The sequence below is a fragment of the Anaerobacterium chartisolvens genome (assembly GCF_003337415.1).
Taxonomy (GTDB): Bacteria; Bacillota; Clostridia; order Acetivibrionales; family DSM-27016; genus Anaerobacterium; species Anaerobacterium chartisolvens.
The window spans coordinates 12,367-31,325 of the sequence record NZ_QPJT01000040.1; the positions used below are offsets into that span (position 1 = coordinate 12,367).

An 18,959-nucleotide genomic window follows, 5' to 3' on the forward strand; every position below is an offset into this window, starting at 1 on the left:
TAATGTCAAACAAAAAATTTTTTCTCAGAGCAAAGCCGGTTTAAAGATGCTTCATTAATTCAGTTTCAAATTCATTATAAATCAAAGGCTTATACAAATTGCTCACACTATCGGGAATAAGCATGTCTTCCTTTTTCGCATCATCCTCGCATATAGGATGCAGAAAAATAATTTTTATATGAGGAAAGACGGCATCAATCTGTCTTATTATTTCGTGAATATCTTCACTTACCTCTTCTGTGTCCACTATAACAATTTTTGGCTTCTCCTCTGTGAAGAAATCGGTATAAAATCTAAAATTATAGAAAACCTCATAATTCTCCGCCCCTAAATTCATCAGACCTTCCCGTATGTTATAGTCCTCGCCTTTTCCATAGCAAAGAATAGCAATTTTTGTGCTAAAGCTGGTGTATGCCTTTCTGGTATAATCCTTAAGAGTGTTGAGGGATTTTAAATATTGCTTCTCATATTTTAAAATCTCTTTATTAAAGACCCTGTTACTGTCCTCAGATATTTCTATGAATTCAATTCCGTAACTTATCTGAGGCTCTTTGTAGGGGGATTTTCTTATTAACTTCGCCAGTGCTGTAAAGCAGTTGCCTGACATGGAGGCAATGTGAAAGCTTATAACCGATCCCAGCTCAATATCAGCCTCAGCAACTATCATCGCTCCTCCCCTGCTTATATTTTTGGCCACACTTTCAATAGTATTCCCTTTATCTGTTTTTAGTATTACGTTAAGATTAGAATCAAAACGCATGTATTTTCTTAAATCACTGTATTTCTGTGCCATAGAAACCCTTAAGGTGGCGGCCTTTGGATTGGACGCATTTGCGGTTGTAACCTCTCCACTGACAAGATATTCATATCCTTCTTTTTGAAACTTTAGGATAGCCTCTTGATACGGCAACAAATTTTCACTATAAGGGCTATCAAACAGAATCTCTATATTTGATTCGTCTGCGTACAGTAAAAGAGCTATAAGCCAGTTGTCTCCATTCCTAAACTTCACCTTGACTATATTCAAATCCTGCATCACATTCATGAGCTCATTTTGCTTTACTATGGTAATTTTCATTGCAGCCCTCTCCTTTTAACTAATATTTTATACTTAAACCCACTGAATGTGAAGTGCTTATTTTTTATGCATAAATAAAAAAGGCCTGTGGAATGGGCTTCTTTAAAGTGCCTGTCCTCCGCAAACCTTTGTATCAAACTCTTCCCCCTCAATGGAACGGGTAACGGGCAGCAGCATAGAATCAGCAAAACTGCTTTCCAAAGTATTTAAAGTTCTTTAATGAACGCTGTATCTGATCTATAGAATATTTTTGACCTTTTATTTTTTGCACCCCACTAATCACGCTTTCCTTCGACTTATTTTCCAAATGATCATAAGCATAGATGGCAGTTGTCAGCAACTCCAGTTCTGATGGCGATTGCCCCTTAAAACGTTCAATCAGCTCATCTATTTGCCTTACCTGCTCTACAGATAATCCGTCAGCCTCAACTGCAAAGTTCTTTTCATCAATACTCATTAGATGCGAATATCCTGAATAATCAAACTCAATAACACCATCAGTACTTAAAAATGTAGCAGCAGCATCTAAAGCCCCACTATATGGGCCATAAAAATGCAAGCCATAATCATAACCTAAATTTATGCCTTTTTGTTCAATCAAAAAAACCATTTTCTGCAAAGTTTTTTTACCAGGTTTTTCTCCCCATATATCATTAATTCTTTTAATTATATAAGCCGCATTGTTTAAAATACCTGTCATCAGTCATCATCTCCTTCTTTTAAAAGTTCACTGACGATTCTCCTTGCGTCTGCGGCATGCGGTTTATCTACATAAAGTCTTCTGATGTTAATAGGCTTAATAAGACTTTGTAGTAATATTGATTCAGAAGAAATACTCGACGGCCTCTCCATGTAATTAACCAGTATTGGGATTCCTTTACCGCTACCTGCATCATATTCCTCTAATGTGGGAATTTTGTGCGGCAACTTGCTGGCCGTGTCTTCAAGTATATCACATCCCAGCTTTTCTTTCAATTCCTTCTTGATGAGATTGAATAAGAGGTAATCATTGCCCCGGTTACTATGAGCCGATGTTTCATAAACACATGACATTACTGTTCGATTCAAAAATTCATCTGCTAAAGGAGTGTTTCCTTGAGCCTCTTTGATTTTGTTCAGAATAGTAAGATCATCCCATTTTAAATACTCATGCACATCATCAGGATATTGAGAATTAGGTAGTATGCAGGAAATATTACCTATAAGAAGATTGTCTAAGTATCTTCTGGTTTTATGAAAATAAACCTGAATAAACATGAAATATCTAGCGATTACAAACTCTTCAAACGCGTGGATACCGCCTCTCTCAACAGCTAACTGCATAATATTATCATTTGGTTTGACGTATACCGTTAAAGAAGAAAGCAGCCTGTTAAGGTCATATTTGCCGTAATTGACTCCGCAATAATAAGAATCCCTTAATAAATAATCCATTTTATCACAGTCAAGTTCACTGTCCATAAAGCTTTTCAGAAACTTAAAGTCAGGCATTATGTAGTTCGGATTTAATTCGGGGTTATTCTCTCCATAGATCAGCCACAGCAATTCCGGCGTTATTGCATAGCTCTCATCCGCACTATGCTCTCGCCGAAAATCCGCCCCGATATCTTCAATGTATTGTGATATCTCAGTTTCGCAAATAATCTTTCTGGTAAAATCCTCATGCTCTGCCCCACCGTCGAAAAGTGCTTCCGAACCATGTGAGAATGGTGCATGTCCAAGGTCGTGTGTTATTGCCATTAATCTTAATAGCTGTTTATACCACTCTTTTCGTGTGTTATCAAAAAGGTCATATCCGTGGGCTGCTTTATATCTGTCTAATGCAGAAGTAAAGGCCTCCGTCACTAAATACATTACGCCCAAAGAGTGTCCAAAACGAGTATGCTCTGCCCCGGGATATACCAGATATGTAGTGGCTAGCTGTTTGATATTACGAAGCCGTTGAAATGGTGCGGAATCAATGATTTTTAATTCAAGGTCGCTTACTTCAATAAAGCCATGTATGGGATCGCGAAATTGATATGGCATACACATCACCTCATTCGTCATCTCAATTTTACCGCCTTTATCCTTGGAATTCAGGCTAATAACCCGTAATTTCAGGTCAACAGCCTTTATAATCACATATGTTTGCTTATAGTATTTTCATTATACAACCAATCCCTATAAATGACAAATTATTGATGAAAAATTTATTGTTTTGTCGAACGGACATAAGCCTTTTTTCTTCCTGCTTAGCAAGTAGGTTTCTTGTTTCATACATAAATAAAAAAAGAAAGCCTCTTAAGGAGCAGAGCTCCGCAAGAAACTTTCTTCTTATATATTTCAGAATATTTAGTCAATGCTTGTGCGTCCGAAAAGCGGGTATTAGTACATTCCGCCCATTCCGCCCATCCCTCCGGGCATTCCTCCACCCGGCATAGGAGCTTCCTTCTCAGGTTTGTCGGCAACTACACTTTCGGTTGTAAGTACCATTGATGCTATTGAAGCAGCATTTTGCAGAGCTGATCTTGTAACCTTCGCAGGGTCAACTATACCAACCTCAAACATACTGACATACTTCTCATTCAAAGCATCAAAGCCAATTCCTTCTTCACTGTTCTTTACCTTTTCAACTATTACAGAGCCCTCAAGACCTGCATTAGCCGCAATTTGTCTTACCGGCTCCTCGAGAGCCTTAACTATAATCTGTACTCCGGTCTTTTCATCACCCGATGTGGTATCAAGCAGCTTTGCCACCTTTGAAATTACGTTGATGAATGCGGTTCCTCCGCCGGAAACCATGCCCTCCTCAACAGCAGCTCTTGTGGCAGCAAGCGCGTCCTCTATCCTTAATTTCTTTTCCTTCATTTCAGTTTCAGTAGCGGCACCCACCTGAATTACAGCTACTCCGCCGGAAAGCTTGGCAAGCCTTTCCTGAAGCTTCTCCCTGTCAAAATCGGATGTGGTTTCTTCAATCTGAGCCTTAATTGAAGCAATTCTCTTCTTGATATCCTCTTCACTTCCGGCACCGTCTACAATTATTGTGTTTTCCTTCTGAACCTTAATCTGTCTTGCTCTACCGAGCTGCTCAATAGTGGTTTCCTTCAAATCCAGTCCAAGCTCTTCAGTAATTACCTCTCCGCCTGTCAAAGCAGCGATGTCCTGAAGCATAGCCTTTCTTCTGTCGCCAAAGCCGGGGGCCTTAACGGCAACACATGTAAATGTTCCTCTCAGCTTATTGAGAACAAGAGTGGAAAGAGCTTCTCCCTCTACATCCTCAGCTATTATAACGAGCTTTTTGCCCTGCTGAACTATCTGCTCAAGTATGGGAAGTATATCCTGAATGTTGCCCAGCTTCTTGTCTGTAATCAATATATAGGGATCATCTAACACCGCTTCCATCTTTTCGGTATCGGTTACCATATAAGCGGAAACATATCCCCTGTCAAACTGCATACCTTCAACTACCTCTACGCTTGTTCCCATTGTTTTAGACTCTTCAACGGTAATAACCCCGTCATTGGTCACTTTTTCCATTGCGTCTGCAATCAAGGCGCCTATAACATCGTCATTTGCGGATATTGAAGCAACTCTTGCTATATCCTCTTTTCCCTTAATCTTCTGGCTGATTTCCTTTATTCCGTCCACCGCTTCGTCTACAGCCTTTGCAATACCCTTTTTAACTATCATGGGGTTGGCACCTGCAGCAACATTCTTCATTCCCTCTCTGATTATTGCCTGTGCCAGAAGAGTAGCCGTTGTGGTACCGTCGCCGGCAACATCATTTGTCTTTGTGGCAACCTCTTTAACAAGCTGAGCTCCCATATTTTCAAATTTGTCCTCAAGCTCAATTTCCTTTGCTATTGTAACACCGTCGTTTGTGATTAAAGGCGCTCCGAATTTTTTATCGAGAACAACGTTCCTGCCCTTAGGTCCAAGCGTAACCTTAACGGTATCAGCCAGCTGGTTAACTCCGCTTTCAAGAGCACGTCTGGCTTCTTCACCAAATTTTATTTCTTTTGCCATATTATCAAACCTCCTCATTCTTCTAAGAAAAATTTTTCTCTAATGTGTGTTGCTTTAAACCATACACAATAAAATGCTTAAGAGCTGTTCTATTCAACTACTGCAAGAATGTCGCTCTGCTTTAATATTGTCAGCTCCTGACCGTCAAACTTAACCTCTGTCCCTGCATACTTGCTTATAAGTACTTTGTCTCCAACCTTTACTTCCATTTTAATTTCCTTGCCGTCTACAACCGCACCGGGGCCGGCAGCTACTATTTCAGCAACCTGAGGCTTCTCCTTTGCAGAACCCGGCAAAACAATACCACTCTTGGTGGTCTCTTCGCTTTCCAGCATTTTAATAACAACTCTGTCTCCTAATGGCTTTATTTTCATAAGTTTTACCTCCCTTTAAAATCTTTCATTTTGTTAGCACTCACTAAACTTGAGTGCTAATCACATTTATAATATTATATAATATCCAAATGTGAATCAAATATGTCTTTTTTCTAAATTGTGCGATAATTAAGCAAATATGACTGTTATCATAGCAAAATATTGAAAAATCATCGTTTTTCTTTATTTTACTATGAAAGTCATTTATATATGCATAAGAAGGGCTGAAAACAAAAGCCTTAAAGGCTATAAAGGCAAGTGGAATTTTACTTTCCCATATCCTTTGCAGTCAGGGATTCTCTGATAATTTCCCTCATTTCCTTGTCCTTTGTATCATCCGTAACAATGCCGTTTAAAACACTCCTGATTTCCTTTTTATTTATAAATCTCTTGCTGTTCTTTAAAAATTTCTTCAGGAAATCCTTTATATGCGAGCTATGCTTAAGCTTTATATATGTTTCGATCAGCTTTATAAACTCATCCTGATTTTTTGCCCTTAGTTTGGATATCAGCTTGAGCTGCCTCTCATAGAGATCAAACTCCTGATCATATTCATAAAACAGAGTCAGGTTGCAATTGGCTGTGATGTCATCCGTCCGAAGCTTAAGCACACTTTTGGCAAGGCTGATTGCTTTATTTATTTGCCCCGTAAAGAAACAGGCCATGGAAAAATCGTTTCTGAACGCAATAGCCCCGGTGTCTATTTCCACAGCCTTTTCGAGCTTTGTACACGCCTTGGCATACATGCCCTCATCAAGCATTCTCCTGCCTTCTGCGGCAAGCTTGCCCGCAATCTTTCCTTTTTTGCCGTCATAGCCTATATCCTCATATATCTGCAGGTAATATATAATATCACTGGTTTCTTCAGCAAACTGCCCGTCAGGATCAAACCTTGCGTATTCCTCGAAATATTCCCTGGACTTTTTAAAATTTCCCATGTCAAAATAGTTGCAGCCTATTCCGAAATAACATTCGGAAAGCGTGGGATCAATATATTTTAAAATATCAAGCATTATTTTATTGGATTTTTCAGTCTGTCTCAGCTCAGCGTATATACATGCAAGATTAAACTGGTAATCGGCATCAAAGGGCTCCTTTTCCGCCGCCCTTTCAAAAAACTTCACCGATATGGCAAATTTTTTTCTTCCCGCATACTTTAAGCCTATATTATAATAAATTTCAGCGTCATGCCGAAATGGTACCACTTTTTTTAAGCCTGTCTTCTTCAAAAGCTCACCGCCATACATAACTAATATTCTATCTTCGCCCCTTAAGCTCGTCAAATACATCCTCCATGCCAACCTCTTTTTCCACCATAAGCACACAGAGGTGATACATCAGATCTGCTATCTCACACTTAATATTGCCGCTGTCGGGATTCTTGGAAGCAATTATAACCTCCGCCGCCTCTTCTCCCACCTTTTTTAGTATTTTATCCAGTCCCTTCTGGAAGAGATAGTTTGTATAAGAGCCCTCCTTAGGGTTAGCCTTTCGATCAACCACTATATTGTATACCTCTTTAAGGATCTTTGACAAGTCTTTATCATCATCTTCACCGATAATATTATGCTGGACAGTGTCAGGCTGTGACTGTTTCTCTTCCTTGGGCACCGTCCCGCCGCTTATGGCTTCAAAGTCCAATTTTCTGTAAAAGCATGAATGGTGGCCGGTGTGGCATGCCGCTCCCTTTTGCTCAGCCTTTATCAGTATTGTGTCCCCGTCACAGTCATAGCTTATGGATCTTACATACTGGAAATGCCCCGAGGTCTCACCCTTAAGCCACAGCTTCTGCCGGCTCCTGCTCCAGTAATGAACGGTGCCCGTTTCCAGCGTCTTCTCTAATGCCTCTCTGTTCATATACGCCAGCATAAGAACCTCATCGGTACGGTTATCCTGCGTCACAACAGGTATCAAGCCCCTGTCGTCAAATTTTAAGTCATTAAATAAATTATTCATTGTAATTATCCTCGACATTTATAATTTTTGTTGCAATAAGCAACATTTTACCTGCAATCAAGTCTTTTCACAAGCTCTCCAAAATCAGAAAAATATTCCTGAAGCTTGTTTGCATCCAATCTTTTAAGCAATTGAACGCCATGCCTTACCTTATGGTACTTCCCTCTTCTTGTTTTCTCTGTGAGATTCTCGAGAACTTTATCGGGATTATTAAATTGCTTGGCACTCTTTACAGGGATTTTGGCAGAAATATTTTCTCCATAAAATTCATCCAGTATCTCAGGCTGTGACAAAAACCATGCCTCCATTTCCTGTATCATAAAATATATCCGGCTGTTATCCCCAATACCATATTCATTTTCAATATTCTTTAATCTCTTATCTCTCTCCTGTTCATCCCCGTCGAGATCAATCAAGGCAACCGCCGACACATCCTTTTTGCAATGCTTCAGCTTTCTAAGCGTTTCCCCTGTACTGTTTCCCATATCAATTCTAGGCATATTGCCTTTTAATTTCTGGGACAGCAGCTTGTTAAACCCCTGCTTTAAATCCCCGTTGGAATCATCGCTTGTACCCTCGACAAATAAAACCCTCCTACCACCTGTTACCGCCAATGTCCCCCGCCCTCCACATCTTACCGGGAAAATAGCTGTCATACCATCCCTTAAAATCCTCCTCGGTAAAGGAATTTACAACCGTCCTGTTCTCTTCATCCTTATCAAATACCCTTATCCTGTCTAAGTTAAAATGATTCAGAAAATTTTCGGAATGTGTGGCAATTATAAACTGTGTGGTTTCGGAGGCTTCGGCTATAGCACTTGCAAGGTTCATTATCATATCGGGATGAAGTCCGACCTCAGGCTCATCTATACAAACCAGACCCCCTCGCTCAGGGTTGAAAATGATGGACATAAGGCATAAAAACCTGAGCGTTCCGTCTGATATATGCGTCACATGAAGCAGCCTGTTAAGGCCTGCTTCCTCAAGCATAAGCTCTATGTTTCCGCCTATGGGATTAAACTCAAAGCCCTTAAAATTTTCATTAACCTCATTCAGCACCTCAACCATCTTCAAATAGTGCTTTCTGTGGTTAATCTTTATGGTATTCAGCATCTGGGGAAGGTTGCTTCCGTCGTGCAGCAGCCTTTTCTCTCCTGAAGACTTCATAGGCTTTCTTATGAGACTGCCTGGTGTTGTATCGAAGTAATTATATACAGTTATTTTACGTATAGCTTCACAAATAGCATACTGGATTAAAAACCTGACAGGATCATTAATCTGGAACAGGGCAAGCTCCTGCGGATTAAGGTTGTCATATAGAACCTTAAGCTCCGGCTTGGATTTATGTCCGCTGATTCCATAAATAATTCCTCTCCCGTTTTCAAACTTTAAGAAAATAAAATCTTCGCGCAATTTGGTAATTTTATTATAAAATCCTTCTTTCTGATACAGTTCTTCAGATGAAATGTAATAATTATCCTGTCCGGGCTTCCTGCCCACAACTATTTTATAAAACACATCCTTCTCAAAGCTAAATCCAAAACCTTTCAGCACATTAAAATCAAGCTCAAATGTAATTGATACACTTTCCTTTTGGCTGTTCTCCCCGCAAAAGCACATTGCATCGAAGCCGCCCCATGTATCTATTATAAGCTTCGTAAGGCCAATTCCGGCTACGCCCTCTTTGAGGAATTGGATAGCTTTCAATAGGTTGGACTTACCCGAGCCGTTAATTCCGACAAGAATATTTTCCGTTTTATTGAATTCAATCTTGGCATTTTCAAAACTAAAAAAATTCTCAAGTTGAATGGATTTTATCATTACATACACCTTTCTTTTAAACCAGAAGGTTTAAAATCCCAAAATCATAATTTATAGCCTTACCTCTATACCTCTCTGTCTGAGATAAGCCTTTAAATCCCTTATCTCCATCTCCCTGTAGTGAAAAAGCGACGCCGCAAGCACCGCATCGGCTTTTCCTTCGGTAAGAGCCTCATAAAAATGCTCCATGGTTCCCGCTCCGCCTGACGCTATAACGGGTATTTTAACGCTCTCAGATACCATTCTGGTAAGCTCTATGTCATACCCGTTTTTGGTGCCGTCGCAGTCCATGCTTGTCAGCAGTATCTCCCCCGCTCCAAGCTTTTCGGCCTCTGCGGCCCACTCCACCGCATCCCTTCCTGTGTTCACTCTTCCGCCGTTGAGATAAACCTCCCAGCCCGCTCCGTTGTGCCTCCTTTTAGCGTCAATTGCCACAACCACACACTGATTTCCGAATCTCCACGCCGCCTCCGAAATGAGCTCCGGGCGCTTTAGTGCGGCGGAATTAACCGATATCTTGTCGGCGCCTGCCTTCAATATCTCCCTGAAGTCATCTACCGACCGTATGCCCCCGCCTACCGTAAACGGTATAAAAACCTGCTCCGCAACCCTCCGCACCACATCTAACATAATGGCTCTGGCATCGCTGGATGCGGTGATATCCAAAAAGGTAAGCTCATCTGCCCCCGCCTTGTCGTATATCGCAGCAACCTCGACGGGATCTCCCGCATCCCTTATATTAACAAAATTAACTCCCTTGACAACCCTTCCTCCGTGTACGTCCAGACACGGAATAATACGCTTTGTCAGCATATATCTATCACCCATTCCCTTGCTAACGGCATATGCACCGCTTTATTTGGCAAGCTCTATAGCCCTTTTTAAGTCCACATTTCCCGTATAGAGCGCCTTTCCAACTATGGCTCCCGGCATACCTATATTCCTTAAATCCTCGATATCCTTAAGACTGCCCACTCCTCCTGAGGCAATAACCTCAATGCCGGACTCGCGAAGCATCTCGCTCATAGCATTCAAATTTGGCCCCGAGAGCATACCGTCCTTCGATATGTCGGTATATATTATTGTCTTTACGCCAAGCCCCGCCATCCTTTTTGCAAACTCCACAGCGGTAAATTCACTGGTTTTCTCCCATCCCTCAATAGCCACCATTCCGTTTATTGCGTCTATCCCTATCACTATAGCGTTTCCGAAGGTGTTTACCGCATTCTTCACCAGTTCAGGGTTTCTGACCGCAGATGTTCCCAGTATAACCCGGCTTATTCCCTTAGACAATATCTTCTCTATAGTCTCTATGCTCCTTATTCCGCCTCCCACCTGTACCGGGATGGCCGCCGCAGAAGCCATTTCGCTTATTACTCCTATATTCGCGGGCTCCCCCGTTCTGGCACCGTCAAGGTCCACCACATGCAGGTATTCAGCCCCTTCAGCCTGCCACTTAGATGCCATATCGGCAGGATTGTCCGAATAGACTGTCATCTGGTTAAACCTTCCCTGCGACAGCCTTACACATTTCCCGTCCTTAATATCCACCGCCGGATATATTATCATTGTTTACCTCCCAATAACCACTTTTATATGGACGCAACCCAGTTCTTAAGTATTTGCAGCCCCGTTTCACCGCTTTTTTCAGGGTGGAACTGTGTAGCGCACACCTTATCCTTGCATACCGCAACGTCGAATTCAATTCCGTACCTTGCGGTTGCCGCGACAATGCTCCTGTCCTCAGCCGTCAGATAATATGAGTGTACAAAATATACATAGGGCTTGGGTGAAAGATTGCCAAAAACAGCGCAGTCCTCAGCCGTTTTTATGGAATTCCATCCCATGTGCGGAACCTTAAGTCCCATATCCAGAGGAAGCTGTCTTATAGAGCCCTTGAAAACCCCTAAGCCCCGAACCCTCTCCCCGCCCTCCTGACTGTACTCGAACAGAAGCTGCATCCCTAAGCATATTCCCAAAAAGGGCTTGCCCCGGTCTATTGCAGTCTTTACCGTGTTTATCATATCAAACCTTTCAAGACTGTCCATCGCATCGGCAAACGCTCCCACACCGGGGAGAACCACAGCATCCGCCCCAAGAATAAGCTCACTGTCGGAGGACACCACCGCTTCCGCACCTATAAACCCAAACGCTTTTTCCACGCTTCTTAAATTTCCCACACCGTAATCAATTATAGCAATCAAAAGGTATCCCCACCCTTCACTTCCTCTAAACTATACATTTAGCAATAAAGGTTTTGCATAGAGAATATAATTTGATGGAAGAAATTTTTTTGACCCGTAAGGAATACATCTAAGAAAAGCGCCTGATGACATACCCGTGAGACATTTCCCCGCAAGGCGCCTTTTCGTTGCTGTTAAAATTTCTGTAGGCAATTATATTCTCTATGTTTGCAAAAGCTTTATTGCACCTTATTGTAGCTTCTTTCCCGTAATTCTTTCATATGCCTCTATATACTTTGCCTCTGTCTTTTCAATAACGTCTGCGGGAAGCTCGGGAGCCGGAGGCTTTTTATCCCATTTCACCTTTTCGAGATATTCTCTCACAAACTGCTTGTCAAAGCTCTTTTGCGCTCTTCCCATCTCATATTCCGATGCGTCCCAGAATCTTGAGGAGTCGGGGGTAAACATCTCGTCGGCGGCTATAAGCTCTCCGTCTAAAATTCCAAACTCAAACTTGGTGTCGGCAAGTATAAGCCCCTTGCTTTCGGCATAACTGCTGGCCTTGTTGTACAGCGCTATGCTTACATCCTTAAGCTTGCAGGCCAGCTCGCTTCCTATCCTGTTTGTCAGCTCGTCGAAGGAAACATTTTCATCATGACCCTCTAAAGCCTTTGTCGAAGGCGTAAATATCGGCTCAGGCAGCTTCTGCCCCTGCTTTAGTCCGGCCGGAAGCTTTATGCCGCAAATGCTTCCCGTCTTTTGATAATCCTTAAGCCCGGAGCCTTCAAGATATCCTCTTACAATACACTCTGCCTCAGCCATCTTAACCTTCTTGACAAGCATGGATCTCCCGGAAAGCTCCTCCTTAAACCTTGACAGCCCCTCGGGGTACAGCGATACATCGGTGGTAATGACATGATTTGCCACAACATCGGAGGTGTAGTCAAACCAAAACTCCGATATGCTGTTTAAAACCCTCCCCTTGTTGGGAATAAGGTTCGGGAAAACAACGTCAAACGCAGATATCCTGTCCGTTACCACAACAAGGAGCTTATCTCCCAAATCATAAACATTTCTTACCTTTCCCTTAATAAATACCGGCAGTTCTATAAAGCTAGTGTCATTTATCAGCATTTCGTTCTTCCTTCCTTAAAAATATATTATAACATCCCTTTAGTAGACATTACTCCCTTAATCCTGTCGTCCATTCGTGTTGCCTCATCCAACGCACGCCCAAAGGCCTTGAACACAGCCTCTATCATGTGGTGGGTATTGCTTCCGTACAGCACCTTTATATGCAGCGTCAGCCCCGCGTTAAATGCCACCGCCCTGAAAAACTCCTCTACAAGCTCGGTATCCATTTCGCCCACCCTGTCACGTTCAAAGACGGCATCCATAACCAGAAACGGCCTGCCCCCAAAGTCAAGCACTACCATTGCGAGGGCTTCATCCATGGGTAAATACGACGTTCCATACCTCTTTATTGATTTTTTGTCTCCCGCCGCCTTTTTAAGTGCCTGTCCAAGGGCTATCCCTACATCCTCGACGGTGTGGTGGGCATCCACCTTCAGATCCCCCTCCGCCTTGACAAAAAGGTCAAAAAGCCCGTGTGCGGCAAACAGGTTCAGCATATGGTCAAAAAAGCCTATGCCGGTATCTATGTCACCTTTACCGCTGCCGTCTATGTTTATCCTTAAAACGATGTCTGTCTCATTTGTTTTCCTTGCAATTTCCGAATCCCTTGTCATTTTAACCTCCAAAGCAAAGTACAAAATATTACCGAACAAAATCCAATCTAATTATAACAAATAAATCACATTATATTCTACAGGACTGCAACAAATTTTTTATGGTTTCCAATACATAATCCATATCGCTGTCATTTCCTATTGTAATCCTTAAAAAGCTGTCAATTCTAGGCTTGTTAAAATACCTTACCAGAATACCCTTGTCGCGTAAAAGCTCAAATAAATCCCTTGCTGCGACATCAGGATGGCTTATAAAAAGAAAATTGGCCTTTGAATCCAGCACCGTAAAGCCCATGTCCTTAAGCTCTGACGCAGTCCTCTCCCGGGTGCATATGATTTTAGCGCTGACACTCCTGAAATATTCCTCGTCCCGGAATGACTCGTTTGCCGCTGCAAGAGCTATGCGATCTATTGTGTAGGAGTTAAAGGAATTCTTTATGCGTCCCAGCGCCTCTATAAGGCTGCTGTCTCCAAGCGCAAAACCTATGCGCATTCCTGCCAGAGAGCGCGACTTTGACAGCGTCTGCACGACAAGCAGGTTGGGATAGCTGTCAATAAGCCCTGCCGCCGATTCTCCTCCGAAATCTATATATGCCTCGTCGATTATGACTACGCTGTCCATGTTGTTTTCCACGATTTTACTTATCGAGGAAATCGGCAAAAGCTGCCCGGTCGGGGCCTTAGGGTTTGATATTATGACCCCTCCCCTGCTTTTATAAAGCTTTTCCTCAGGAATATTAAGCTGATCATCTAAAGGCACAATTTCATAGCCTATGTTAAACAGCTTGGCATATACCGGGTAAAAGCTGTAAGTAATGTCGGGGAAAAGTATCGGCCTTTCAGGGTCAAAAAATGCCATAAACGAAAAGGCCAGCACCTCGTCCGACCCGTTTCCCACAAAAATTTGGTTTTTATTCAGCCCGTAATATTCTGCCGCAGTTTCTCGTAATTCACTGCAGTCAGGGTCAGGATACAGCCTTAAATCCTCTCCGGCAGCCCTTCTTATCGCCTCCAGCACCCTCGGGGAAGGGGGATAGGGATTTTCGTTTGTATTTAATTTAATATATTTCCGGTCTTTAGGCTGCTCTCCCGGAACATACGGCTCTATATTTTTTACAATACTGCTCCAATACCTGCTCATAGTGCAAACCTCTCCCAAATTTTACTTTTTACTTCCGTTCTCCGTCGGCAAGCCTTGCCCTTATGGCATTTGCGTGAGCCTTAAGCCCCTCTGCCTCCGCAAAAAGTATTACATCCTCCGCCGCCTTTTCCAGAGCCTCTCTTGTATAAGATATAACACTGGATTTTTTAATGAAATCGGCCACATTAAGGGGAGAAAAGAACCTTGCAGTGCCGTTTGTAGGCAGCACATGATTGGGGCCCGCAAAATAGTCTCCCAGCGGTTCGGATGCATAGTGCCCAAGAAATATGGCGCCTGCGTTTTTAACGCTTCCAAGAAGGTTAAACGGCTCCTTTACGCAAAGCTCTAAATGCTCCGGGGCAATGATATTTACCAGCTCTATTGCCCTTTTTATGCTTTCCACAACCACAACAGCTCCATAGCTGTGCAGCGACTGGGAAATTATTTCCCTTCTGGGAAGGCTTGCGGCCTGTATTTCAACTTGCTTTTTGATTTCCTCGGCCAGCTCCTCACAGTCTGTAATGGCAATTGACGACGCCAAAATATCATGCTCCGCCTGAGACAGCAGATCTGCGGCAACAAACGCCGCATTGGCGGTGTTATCCGCCACAACGGCAATCTCACTGGGTCCGGCGATTGCATCAATATCACAAACACCGTAAACCAGCTTTTTGGCTGCTGCAACATAGGCGTTTCCGGGCCCCACAATTTTATCCACCTTAGGCACGGAGGAGGTACCGAAGGCCAGTGCGGCTACCCCTTGAGCCCCTCCCACCCTGTATATTTCATCCACTCCCGCCTCATTGGCTGCCACCAGCACAGCGGGATTAATTCCCTCGACCTTTGGGGGAGTTATCATAACTATTTTCTCAACCCCGGCAACCTTTGCAGGAACTGCGTTCATCAGCACCGAGGATGGGTATGCGGCTGTACCGCCCGGAACATACAGTCCCACAATTTCGAGCGGTCTGTACATCTGCCCGAGTATAACCCCGTCCTGTCCCGTGGAAAACCACGACTTTTCCTTTTGCTCATAATGAAAATCCTCAATGCTTTTTTTCGCCTTCCTTATCACCTCTATGAGCGACGGGTTAACCCTTTCATAAGCACTCTCGATTTCGGAGGACGGTATTCTGATGCTTTCTGGGGAAAGCTCCACCCCGTCAAGCTTCAGGGAGTATTCAAAAACAGCTCTGTCGCCGTACGATCGTACGTCGCTTATAATTTTCTCCGCCGTTTTCATTATGTCTCCTGACGCCGTGCTGTTTCTTCCCTCTATTCTATTTATAAGCTCCTGTTCGCCTTTTCCGCGCAGGTCAATAATATCAATCACCTTTAATTCACCGCCTTTTCAAGCTGCCTTCTCATTCCGTCAACTATGGCATTTATCCTGTCGCTTTCCATTTTCATGCTCACCCTGTTTACAATAAGCCTTGCGCTTATATCGGAAATATGGTCAAGCACCACAAGCCCGTTTTCCTTTAAGGTTCTTCCGCTTTCAACGAGGTCTACAATAACCTCCGAAAGCCCCACCAGAGGAGCAAGCTCTACCGAGCCGTTAAGCTTTATTACCTCAATTGATTCGCGTCTTTTATGCTCAAAATATTCCCTTGCTATTTTAGGATACTTAGTGGCAACCCTCTTGTTATTAAGCTGGTCAAGCCTTCCCTGCAGCTCTGCCGGCCCCGCCACAACCATCCTGCACGCCGCAAAGCCAAGGTTCAACACCTCGTATAAATTCCTGCCCTCCTCCAAAAGAGTATCCTTTCCTACTATTCCTATGTCTGCCGCCCCATATTCCACATAGGTGGGTACATCGGCAGGCTTGGCAAGAAAAAACTTAATTTTATTTGCTTCATCAGTCAGTATAAGCTTTCTGGAGCTTCCGCGAAGCTCCGAGCAATCTATTCCCGCACCCTCAAACAGCTCTATTGACAGCTCGGTAAGCCTTCCCTTGGAAAGTGCTATGGTAAGGTACCTCATAAAATTCCTCCTTAAAATCACCAACCGCCTTTTGCCAGTTGTTCTATTGTCGCTGACGAAACCTCTCCCGTCTGCATGTTATGCACCTCAATGCTGTCACTGTCTGGAATGTACAATATTCCCCCTATTCCCTTCCTTGATGCATATTTCTTGACAGCCTCAAGGCCACCGCCTGCAATGTCCATTTCAACATTAAGCCCCTGCTCCCTGAGCTGGCTGCACACACTAAAGGCGGTTTTCCTTCCCGCCCTTTCATAGCAGACAAGACTGTCTGTCTGGGGCTTTTCGGCACAGATTCCCTGTCTTTCAAGAGCCGTCATTATCATATTGATTCCAAGTGAAAAGCCCGTCGCGGAGCATTCCTTCCCAAACCCCCCAACAAGTCTGTCATACCTTCCGCCGCTTAAAATAGGGAATCCCACGTCATATGTAAACCCTCTGAACACCACTCCGGTATAATAGTCCAGGCTCTGAACCGTCCCTAAATCTACCGATACATACCTGCTAAGGCCATAATCATCCAGCAGCTCAAGCACCTGCCTCAAATTTTCGAGGGCCTTCAAAGACCTTTTATTGAAGGTCAGCTTTTCCACCCTGTCAATTACATCTAAGGAGCCAAACAGCTTGGGAATGCTCAGTATAAGCTCCTTCAAATCCTTTCTGATTTCATGAGCCTCAACCAACTCCTCAACCCCAAGGTAGTCCTTTGCGTCAATCAGTATTCTTACCTGCTCTATCTCATCCTCCGAAAGCCCGGTCTCCTCCATAAGGCCCTTGAAAAATTCCACCTGCCCTATGTCTATCTGAAAGCTTTCCAGCCCTGTGCATTTTACCGCGTTTATGGCTGCGGCTATCACCTCGGCATCCGCCTCGGGACCGCCGGCACCGACAATTTCCACACCTGCCTCGGTAAATTCCTTTTGCTTACCACCTCCAAGCTGGTTAAACTTAAAGGCATTGCAGATATAAAAATACTTTATGGGGTCCTCGGCATCCTTATACTTTGTAGCTGTCACCCTCGCTATAGGCACCGTCATTTCAGGCCTCAGAACAAGAATCCTACCCTGCTGGTCAAAGAACTTAAACATCTTTTCCTGTGGTATGGGAGCTGTTCCTGCCGAAAATACATCATAGAATTCCATAGTGGGAGTCTCAACCTCGAGGCATCCGTATGTCCTGAAAAGCTCTCTTATCTTCCCCTCCAGATTTCTTTTTCTGAAGCACTCGTCAAACAGTATATCCTGAACTCCCTCCGGTGTGTATATCTTCCACTTGCTCAAAAGAATGCACCTCACTTCATCGCTTTATCATGGTAAAGTTGTAAACCATTAAAATAATTATAAATTCAATTTGCTTCATTGTCAACAAAATATTAAAGCACACACTATTCTATTGTACAAAGCTTAAATAAGATTTACAATATAATGGATATCTCATAATAACGCAGTTAACAAATACCTTAAGTTATTATTTTGTCTTACATGCATTACGCTCGGAAAAGATAAGAAAAGGAGTAGCTATGAACTGGGTAACACTAGGAAAAACAGGCATTACTGTTAACAAAAACGGGTTTGGAGCTCTTCCAATACAGAGGGTCAGCTTGGATGCCGCCTCGGCTTTGCTGAAAAAAGCTTATAAAAGCGGGATTAATTTCTTCGACACGGCAAGATTCTATACTGACAGCGAGGAGAAAATAGGCTTTGCCTTAAGCAGTGTCAGGAACAAAATTTATATTGCCTCCAAAACAATGGCTGCAAATGCTGATGAGCTACGAAAGCAGCTGGACACCTCACTTAATCTGCTTAAAACAGATTATATCGACATATACCAGCTCCATAATCCCGGCTTCTGTCCGAAGCCCGGGGACGGCACAGGGCTGTATGAGGCCCTGCTGGAGGCAAAGGATAAGGGAATGATCCGCCATATAGGAATTACAAGCCATAGGCTTGCGGTAGCTGTAGAGGCGGCGGAATCCGGACTGTATGAGACAATTCAGTTTCCGTTCAGCTATCTGGCGACAGACGGAGAGGTAAGGCTGGTGAAGCTGTGCCGCGAGCGCGATATCGGCTTTATAGCGATGAAGGCATTGTCGGGCGGGCTTATTACCAATGCGGCAGCCGCCTATGCCTATATTGCAAGGTACGACAACGTCCTTCCTATTTGGGGCATACAGAAAGAGGAGGAGCTTGATCAGTTTATTTCCTATATTAATGAGCCTCCCGTATATAATGAAGATATTTCCCGAATTATTGAGAAAGACAGAAAAATGCTTGGCGGGGAATTTTGCAGGGGCTGCGGCTACTGTATGCCGTGTCCTTCAGATATTGACATTCCCATCTCTGCAAGAATGTCTTTAATGATACGACGTGCTCCGGTATCAGTATACTTAAACGATGAATGGCAAGAAAAAATGAAAAGAATTGACGACTGCTTTGACTGCGGAAGCTGTAAAAGCAAATGTCCTTATGGGCTGGACATACCAAGGCTTTTAAAGGAAAACTTGGAGGACTACAGGCAATTTATATAACCGGAAACCGAATGGGGAAACCGAATGGGGACGCTCCTGCCCTTAGAACATTTGTTCTTGACATATTATGCCTAATCTTATATAATAGACCCAAGAGGTGGGTATAATGCCAAGAGCAGCAAGGAAAAAATCTGAAGAAT

19 protein-coding genes are annotated in these 18,959 nt (G+C 43.3%); 1 reads left to right on the forward strand and 18 read right to left on the reverse strand.

The annotated features are described in order from the left end of the window. Positions 1–40 precede the first annotated feature (40 nt). From DFR58_RS20335 to hisZ, 18 genes are all read right to left on the reverse strand, one after another. The gene (locus DFR58_RS20335) at positions 41–1,078 is read right to left on the reverse strand and encodes a PilZ domain-containing protein (protein ID WP_114300105.1); all 1,038 of its coding nucleotides are present in this window, start codon (positions 1,076–1,078) and stop codon (positions 41–43) included. Between the two features lie 181 nt (positions 1,079–1,259). Beyond that, the gene (locus DFR58_RS20340) at positions 1,260–1,778 is read right to left on the reverse strand and encodes a hypothetical protein (RefSeq protein ID WP_114300106.1); all 519 of its coding nucleotides are present in this window, start codon (positions 1,776–1,778) and stop codon (positions 1,260–1,262) included. Continuing rightward, positions 1,778–3,127: an HD domain-containing protein gene (locus tag DFR58_RS20345; protein WP_114300107.1), complete on the reverse strand. Its 1,350-nt coding sequence runs from the start codon at positions 3,125–3,127 to the stop codon at positions 1,778–1,780. The genes DFR58_RS20340 and DFR58_RS20345 overlap by 1 nt, the downstream gene beginning before the upstream one ends. 318 nt (positions 3,128–3,445) lie before the next feature. Further along, a complete protein-coding gene (gene groL, locus DFR58_RS20350) occupies positions 3,446–5,086 on the reverse strand; it encodes a chaperonin GroEL (protein ID WP_114300108.1) in 1,641 nt (546 codons plus the stop codon). An 89-nt stretch (positions 5,087–5,175) separates the two neighbouring features. Then, positions 5,176–5,460 (reverse strand): co-chaperone GroES, encoded by a 285-nt coding sequence (gene groES / locus DFR58_RS20355; RefSeq protein ID WP_114300109.1) that lies wholly within the window; start codon positions 5,458–5,460, stop codon positions 5,176–5,178. Between the two features lie 266 nt (positions 5,461–5,726). After that, positions 5,727–6,743, reverse strand: a complete 1,017-nt coding sequence (locus DFR58_RS20360; RefSeq protein ID WP_170138253.1) for a tetratricopeptide repeat protein — start codon at positions 6,741–6,743, stop codon at positions 5,727–5,729. Beyond that, a complete protein-coding gene (gene hisIE, locus DFR58_RS20365; RefSeq protein ID WP_114300111.1) occupies positions 6,718–7,416 on the reverse strand; it encodes a bifunctional phosphoribosyl-AMP cyclohydrolase/phosphoribosyl-ATP diphosphatase HisIE in 699 nt (232 codons plus the stop codon). Before hisIE ends, DFR58_RS20360 begins: the two co-directional genes overlap by 26 nt. A gap of 47 nt (positions 7,417–7,463) precedes the next feature. After that, a complete protein-coding gene (locus DFR58_RS20370) occupies positions 7,464–8,030 on the reverse strand; it encodes a DUF4276 family protein (protein ID WP_170138254.1) in 567 nt (188 codons plus the stop codon). Continuing rightward, complete coding sequence (locus DFR58_RS20375) at positions 8,011–9,237, reverse strand: AAA family ATPase (RefSeq protein ID WP_114300113.1); 1,227 nt, start codon at positions 9,235–9,237, stop codon at positions 8,011–8,013. Before DFR58_RS20375 ends, DFR58_RS20370 begins: the two co-directional genes overlap by 20 nt. 51 nt (positions 9,238–9,288) lie before the next feature. Beyond that, positions 9,289–10,050, reverse strand: coding sequence for an imidazole glycerol phosphate synthase subunit HisF (hisF, locus tag DFR58_RS20380; RefSeq protein WP_114300114.1), 762 nt, complete (start codon positions 10,048–10,050; stop codon positions 9,289–9,291). Positions 10,051–10,092: 42 nt separating this feature from the next. After that, the gene (gene hisA / locus DFR58_RS20385; RefSeq protein WP_114300115.1) at positions 10,093–10,806 is read right to left on the reverse strand and encodes a 1-(5-phosphoribosyl)-5-[(5-phosphoribosylamino)methylideneamino]imidazole-4-carboxamide isomerase; all 714 of its coding nucleotides are present in this window, start codon (positions 10,804–10,806) and stop codon (positions 10,093–10,095) included. Positions 10,807–10,829: 23 nt separating this feature from the next. Next, positions 10,830–11,441: an imidazole glycerol phosphate synthase subunit HisH gene (gene hisH, locus DFR58_RS20390; RefSeq protein ID WP_114300116.1), complete on the reverse strand. Its 612-nt coding sequence runs from the start codon at positions 11,439–11,441 to the stop codon at positions 10,830–10,832. 228 nt (positions 11,442–11,669) lie between these two features. Continuing rightward, positions 11,670–12,554, reverse strand: coding sequence for a phosphoribosylaminoimidazolesuccinocarboxamide synthase (locus tag DFR58_RS20395; protein ID WP_114300117.1), 885 nt, complete (start codon positions 12,552–12,554; stop codon positions 11,670–11,672). A 26-nt stretch (positions 12,555–12,580) separates the two neighbouring features. Then, complete coding sequence (gene hisB / locus DFR58_RS20400) at positions 12,581–13,168, reverse strand: imidazoleglycerol-phosphate dehydratase HisB (protein WP_114300118.1); 588 nt, start codon at positions 13,166–13,168, stop codon at positions 12,581–12,583. A gap of 70 nt (positions 13,169–13,238) precedes the next feature. Further along, complete coding sequence (gene hisC, locus DFR58_RS20405; protein ID WP_114300119.1) at positions 13,239–14,309, reverse strand: histidinol-phosphate transaminase; 1,071 nt, start codon at positions 14,307–14,309, stop codon at positions 13,239–13,241. A 28-nt stretch (positions 14,310–14,337) separates the two neighbouring features. After that, on the reverse strand, positions 14,338–15,642 hold the full coding sequence (gene hisD, locus DFR58_RS20410; RefSeq protein ID WP_114300120.1) for a histidinol dehydrogenase: 1,305 nt from the start codon (positions 15,640–15,642) through the stop codon (positions 14,338–14,340). Positions 15,643–15,644: 2 nt separating this feature from the next. Beyond that, positions 15,645–16,292, reverse strand: coding sequence for an ATP phosphoribosyltransferase (hisG, locus tag DFR58_RS20415; protein ID WP_114300121.1), 648 nt, complete (start codon positions 16,290–16,292; stop codon positions 15,645–15,647). 17 nt (positions 16,293–16,309) lie between these two features. Then, positions 16,310–17,572: an ATP phosphoribosyltransferase regulatory subunit gene (hisZ, locus tag DFR58_RS20420; protein WP_114300122.1), complete on the reverse strand. Its 1,263-nt coding sequence runs from the start codon at positions 17,570–17,572 to the stop codon at positions 16,310–16,312. A 239-nt stretch (positions 17,573–17,811) separates the two neighbouring features. On the opposite strand from hisZ, the gene DFR58_RS20425 reads away from it, so the two are divergent. Then, positions 17,812–18,819, forward strand: a complete 1,008-nt coding sequence (locus DFR58_RS20425; protein WP_114300123.1) for an aldo/keto reductase — start codon at positions 17,812–17,814, stop codon at positions 18,817–18,819. The last annotated feature ends 140 nt before the right edge of the window (positions 18,820–18,959 follow it).

Coding starts and splice junctions, on each gene's coding strand:
- groES (WP_114300109.1), bottom strand. CDS start 5,460: ATGAAAATAAAGCCATTAGGAGACAGAGTTGTTATTAAAATGCTGGAA.
- hisB (WP_114300118.1), bottom strand. CDS start 13,168: ATGACAAGGGATTCGGAAATTGCAAGGAAAACAAATGAGACAGACATC.
- groL (WP_114300108.1), bottom strand. CDS start 5,086: ATGGCAAAAGAAATAAAATTTGGTGAAGAAGCCAGACGTGCTCTTGAA.
- DFR58_RS20375 (WP_114300113.1), bottom strand. CDS start 9,237: ATGATAAAATCCATTCAACTTGAGAATTTTTTTAGTTTTGAAAATGCC.
- DFR58_RS20340 (WP_114300106.1), bottom strand. CDS start 1,778: ATGACAGGTATTTTAAACAATGCGGCTTATATAATTAAAAGAATTAAT.
- DFR58_RS20425 (WP_114300123.1), top strand. CDS start 17,812: ATGAACTGGGTAACACTAGGAAAAACAGGCATTACTGTTAACAAAAAC.
- hisF (WP_114300114.1), bottom strand. CDS start 10,050: ATGCTGACAAAGCGTATTATTCCGTGTCTGGACGTACACGGAGGAAGG.
- hisC (WP_114300119.1), bottom strand. CDS start 14,309: ATGAGCAGGTATTGGAGCAGTATTGTAAAAAATATAGAGCCGTATGTT.
- DFR58_RS20395 (WP_114300117.1), bottom strand. CDS start 12,554: ATGCTGATAAATGACACTAGCTTTATAGAACTGCCGGTATTTATTAAG.
- hisA (WP_114300115.1), bottom strand. CDS start 10,806: ATGATAATATATCCGGCGGTGGATATTAAGGACGGGAAATGTGTAAGG.
- DFR58_RS20335 (WP_114300105.1), bottom strand. CDS start 1,078: ATGAAAATTACCATAGTAAAGCAAAATGAGCTCATGAATGTGATGCAG.
- hisG (WP_114300121.1), bottom strand. CDS start 16,292: ATGAGGTACCTTACCATAGCACTTTCCAAGGGAAGGCTTACCGAGCTG.
- hisIE (WP_114300111.1), bottom strand. CDS start 7,416: ATGAATAATTTATTTAATGACTTAAAATTTGACGACAGGGGCTTGATA.
- DFR58_RS20345 (WP_114300107.1), bottom strand. CDS start 3,127: ATGACGAATGAGGTGATGTGTATGCCATATCAATTTCGCGATCCCATA.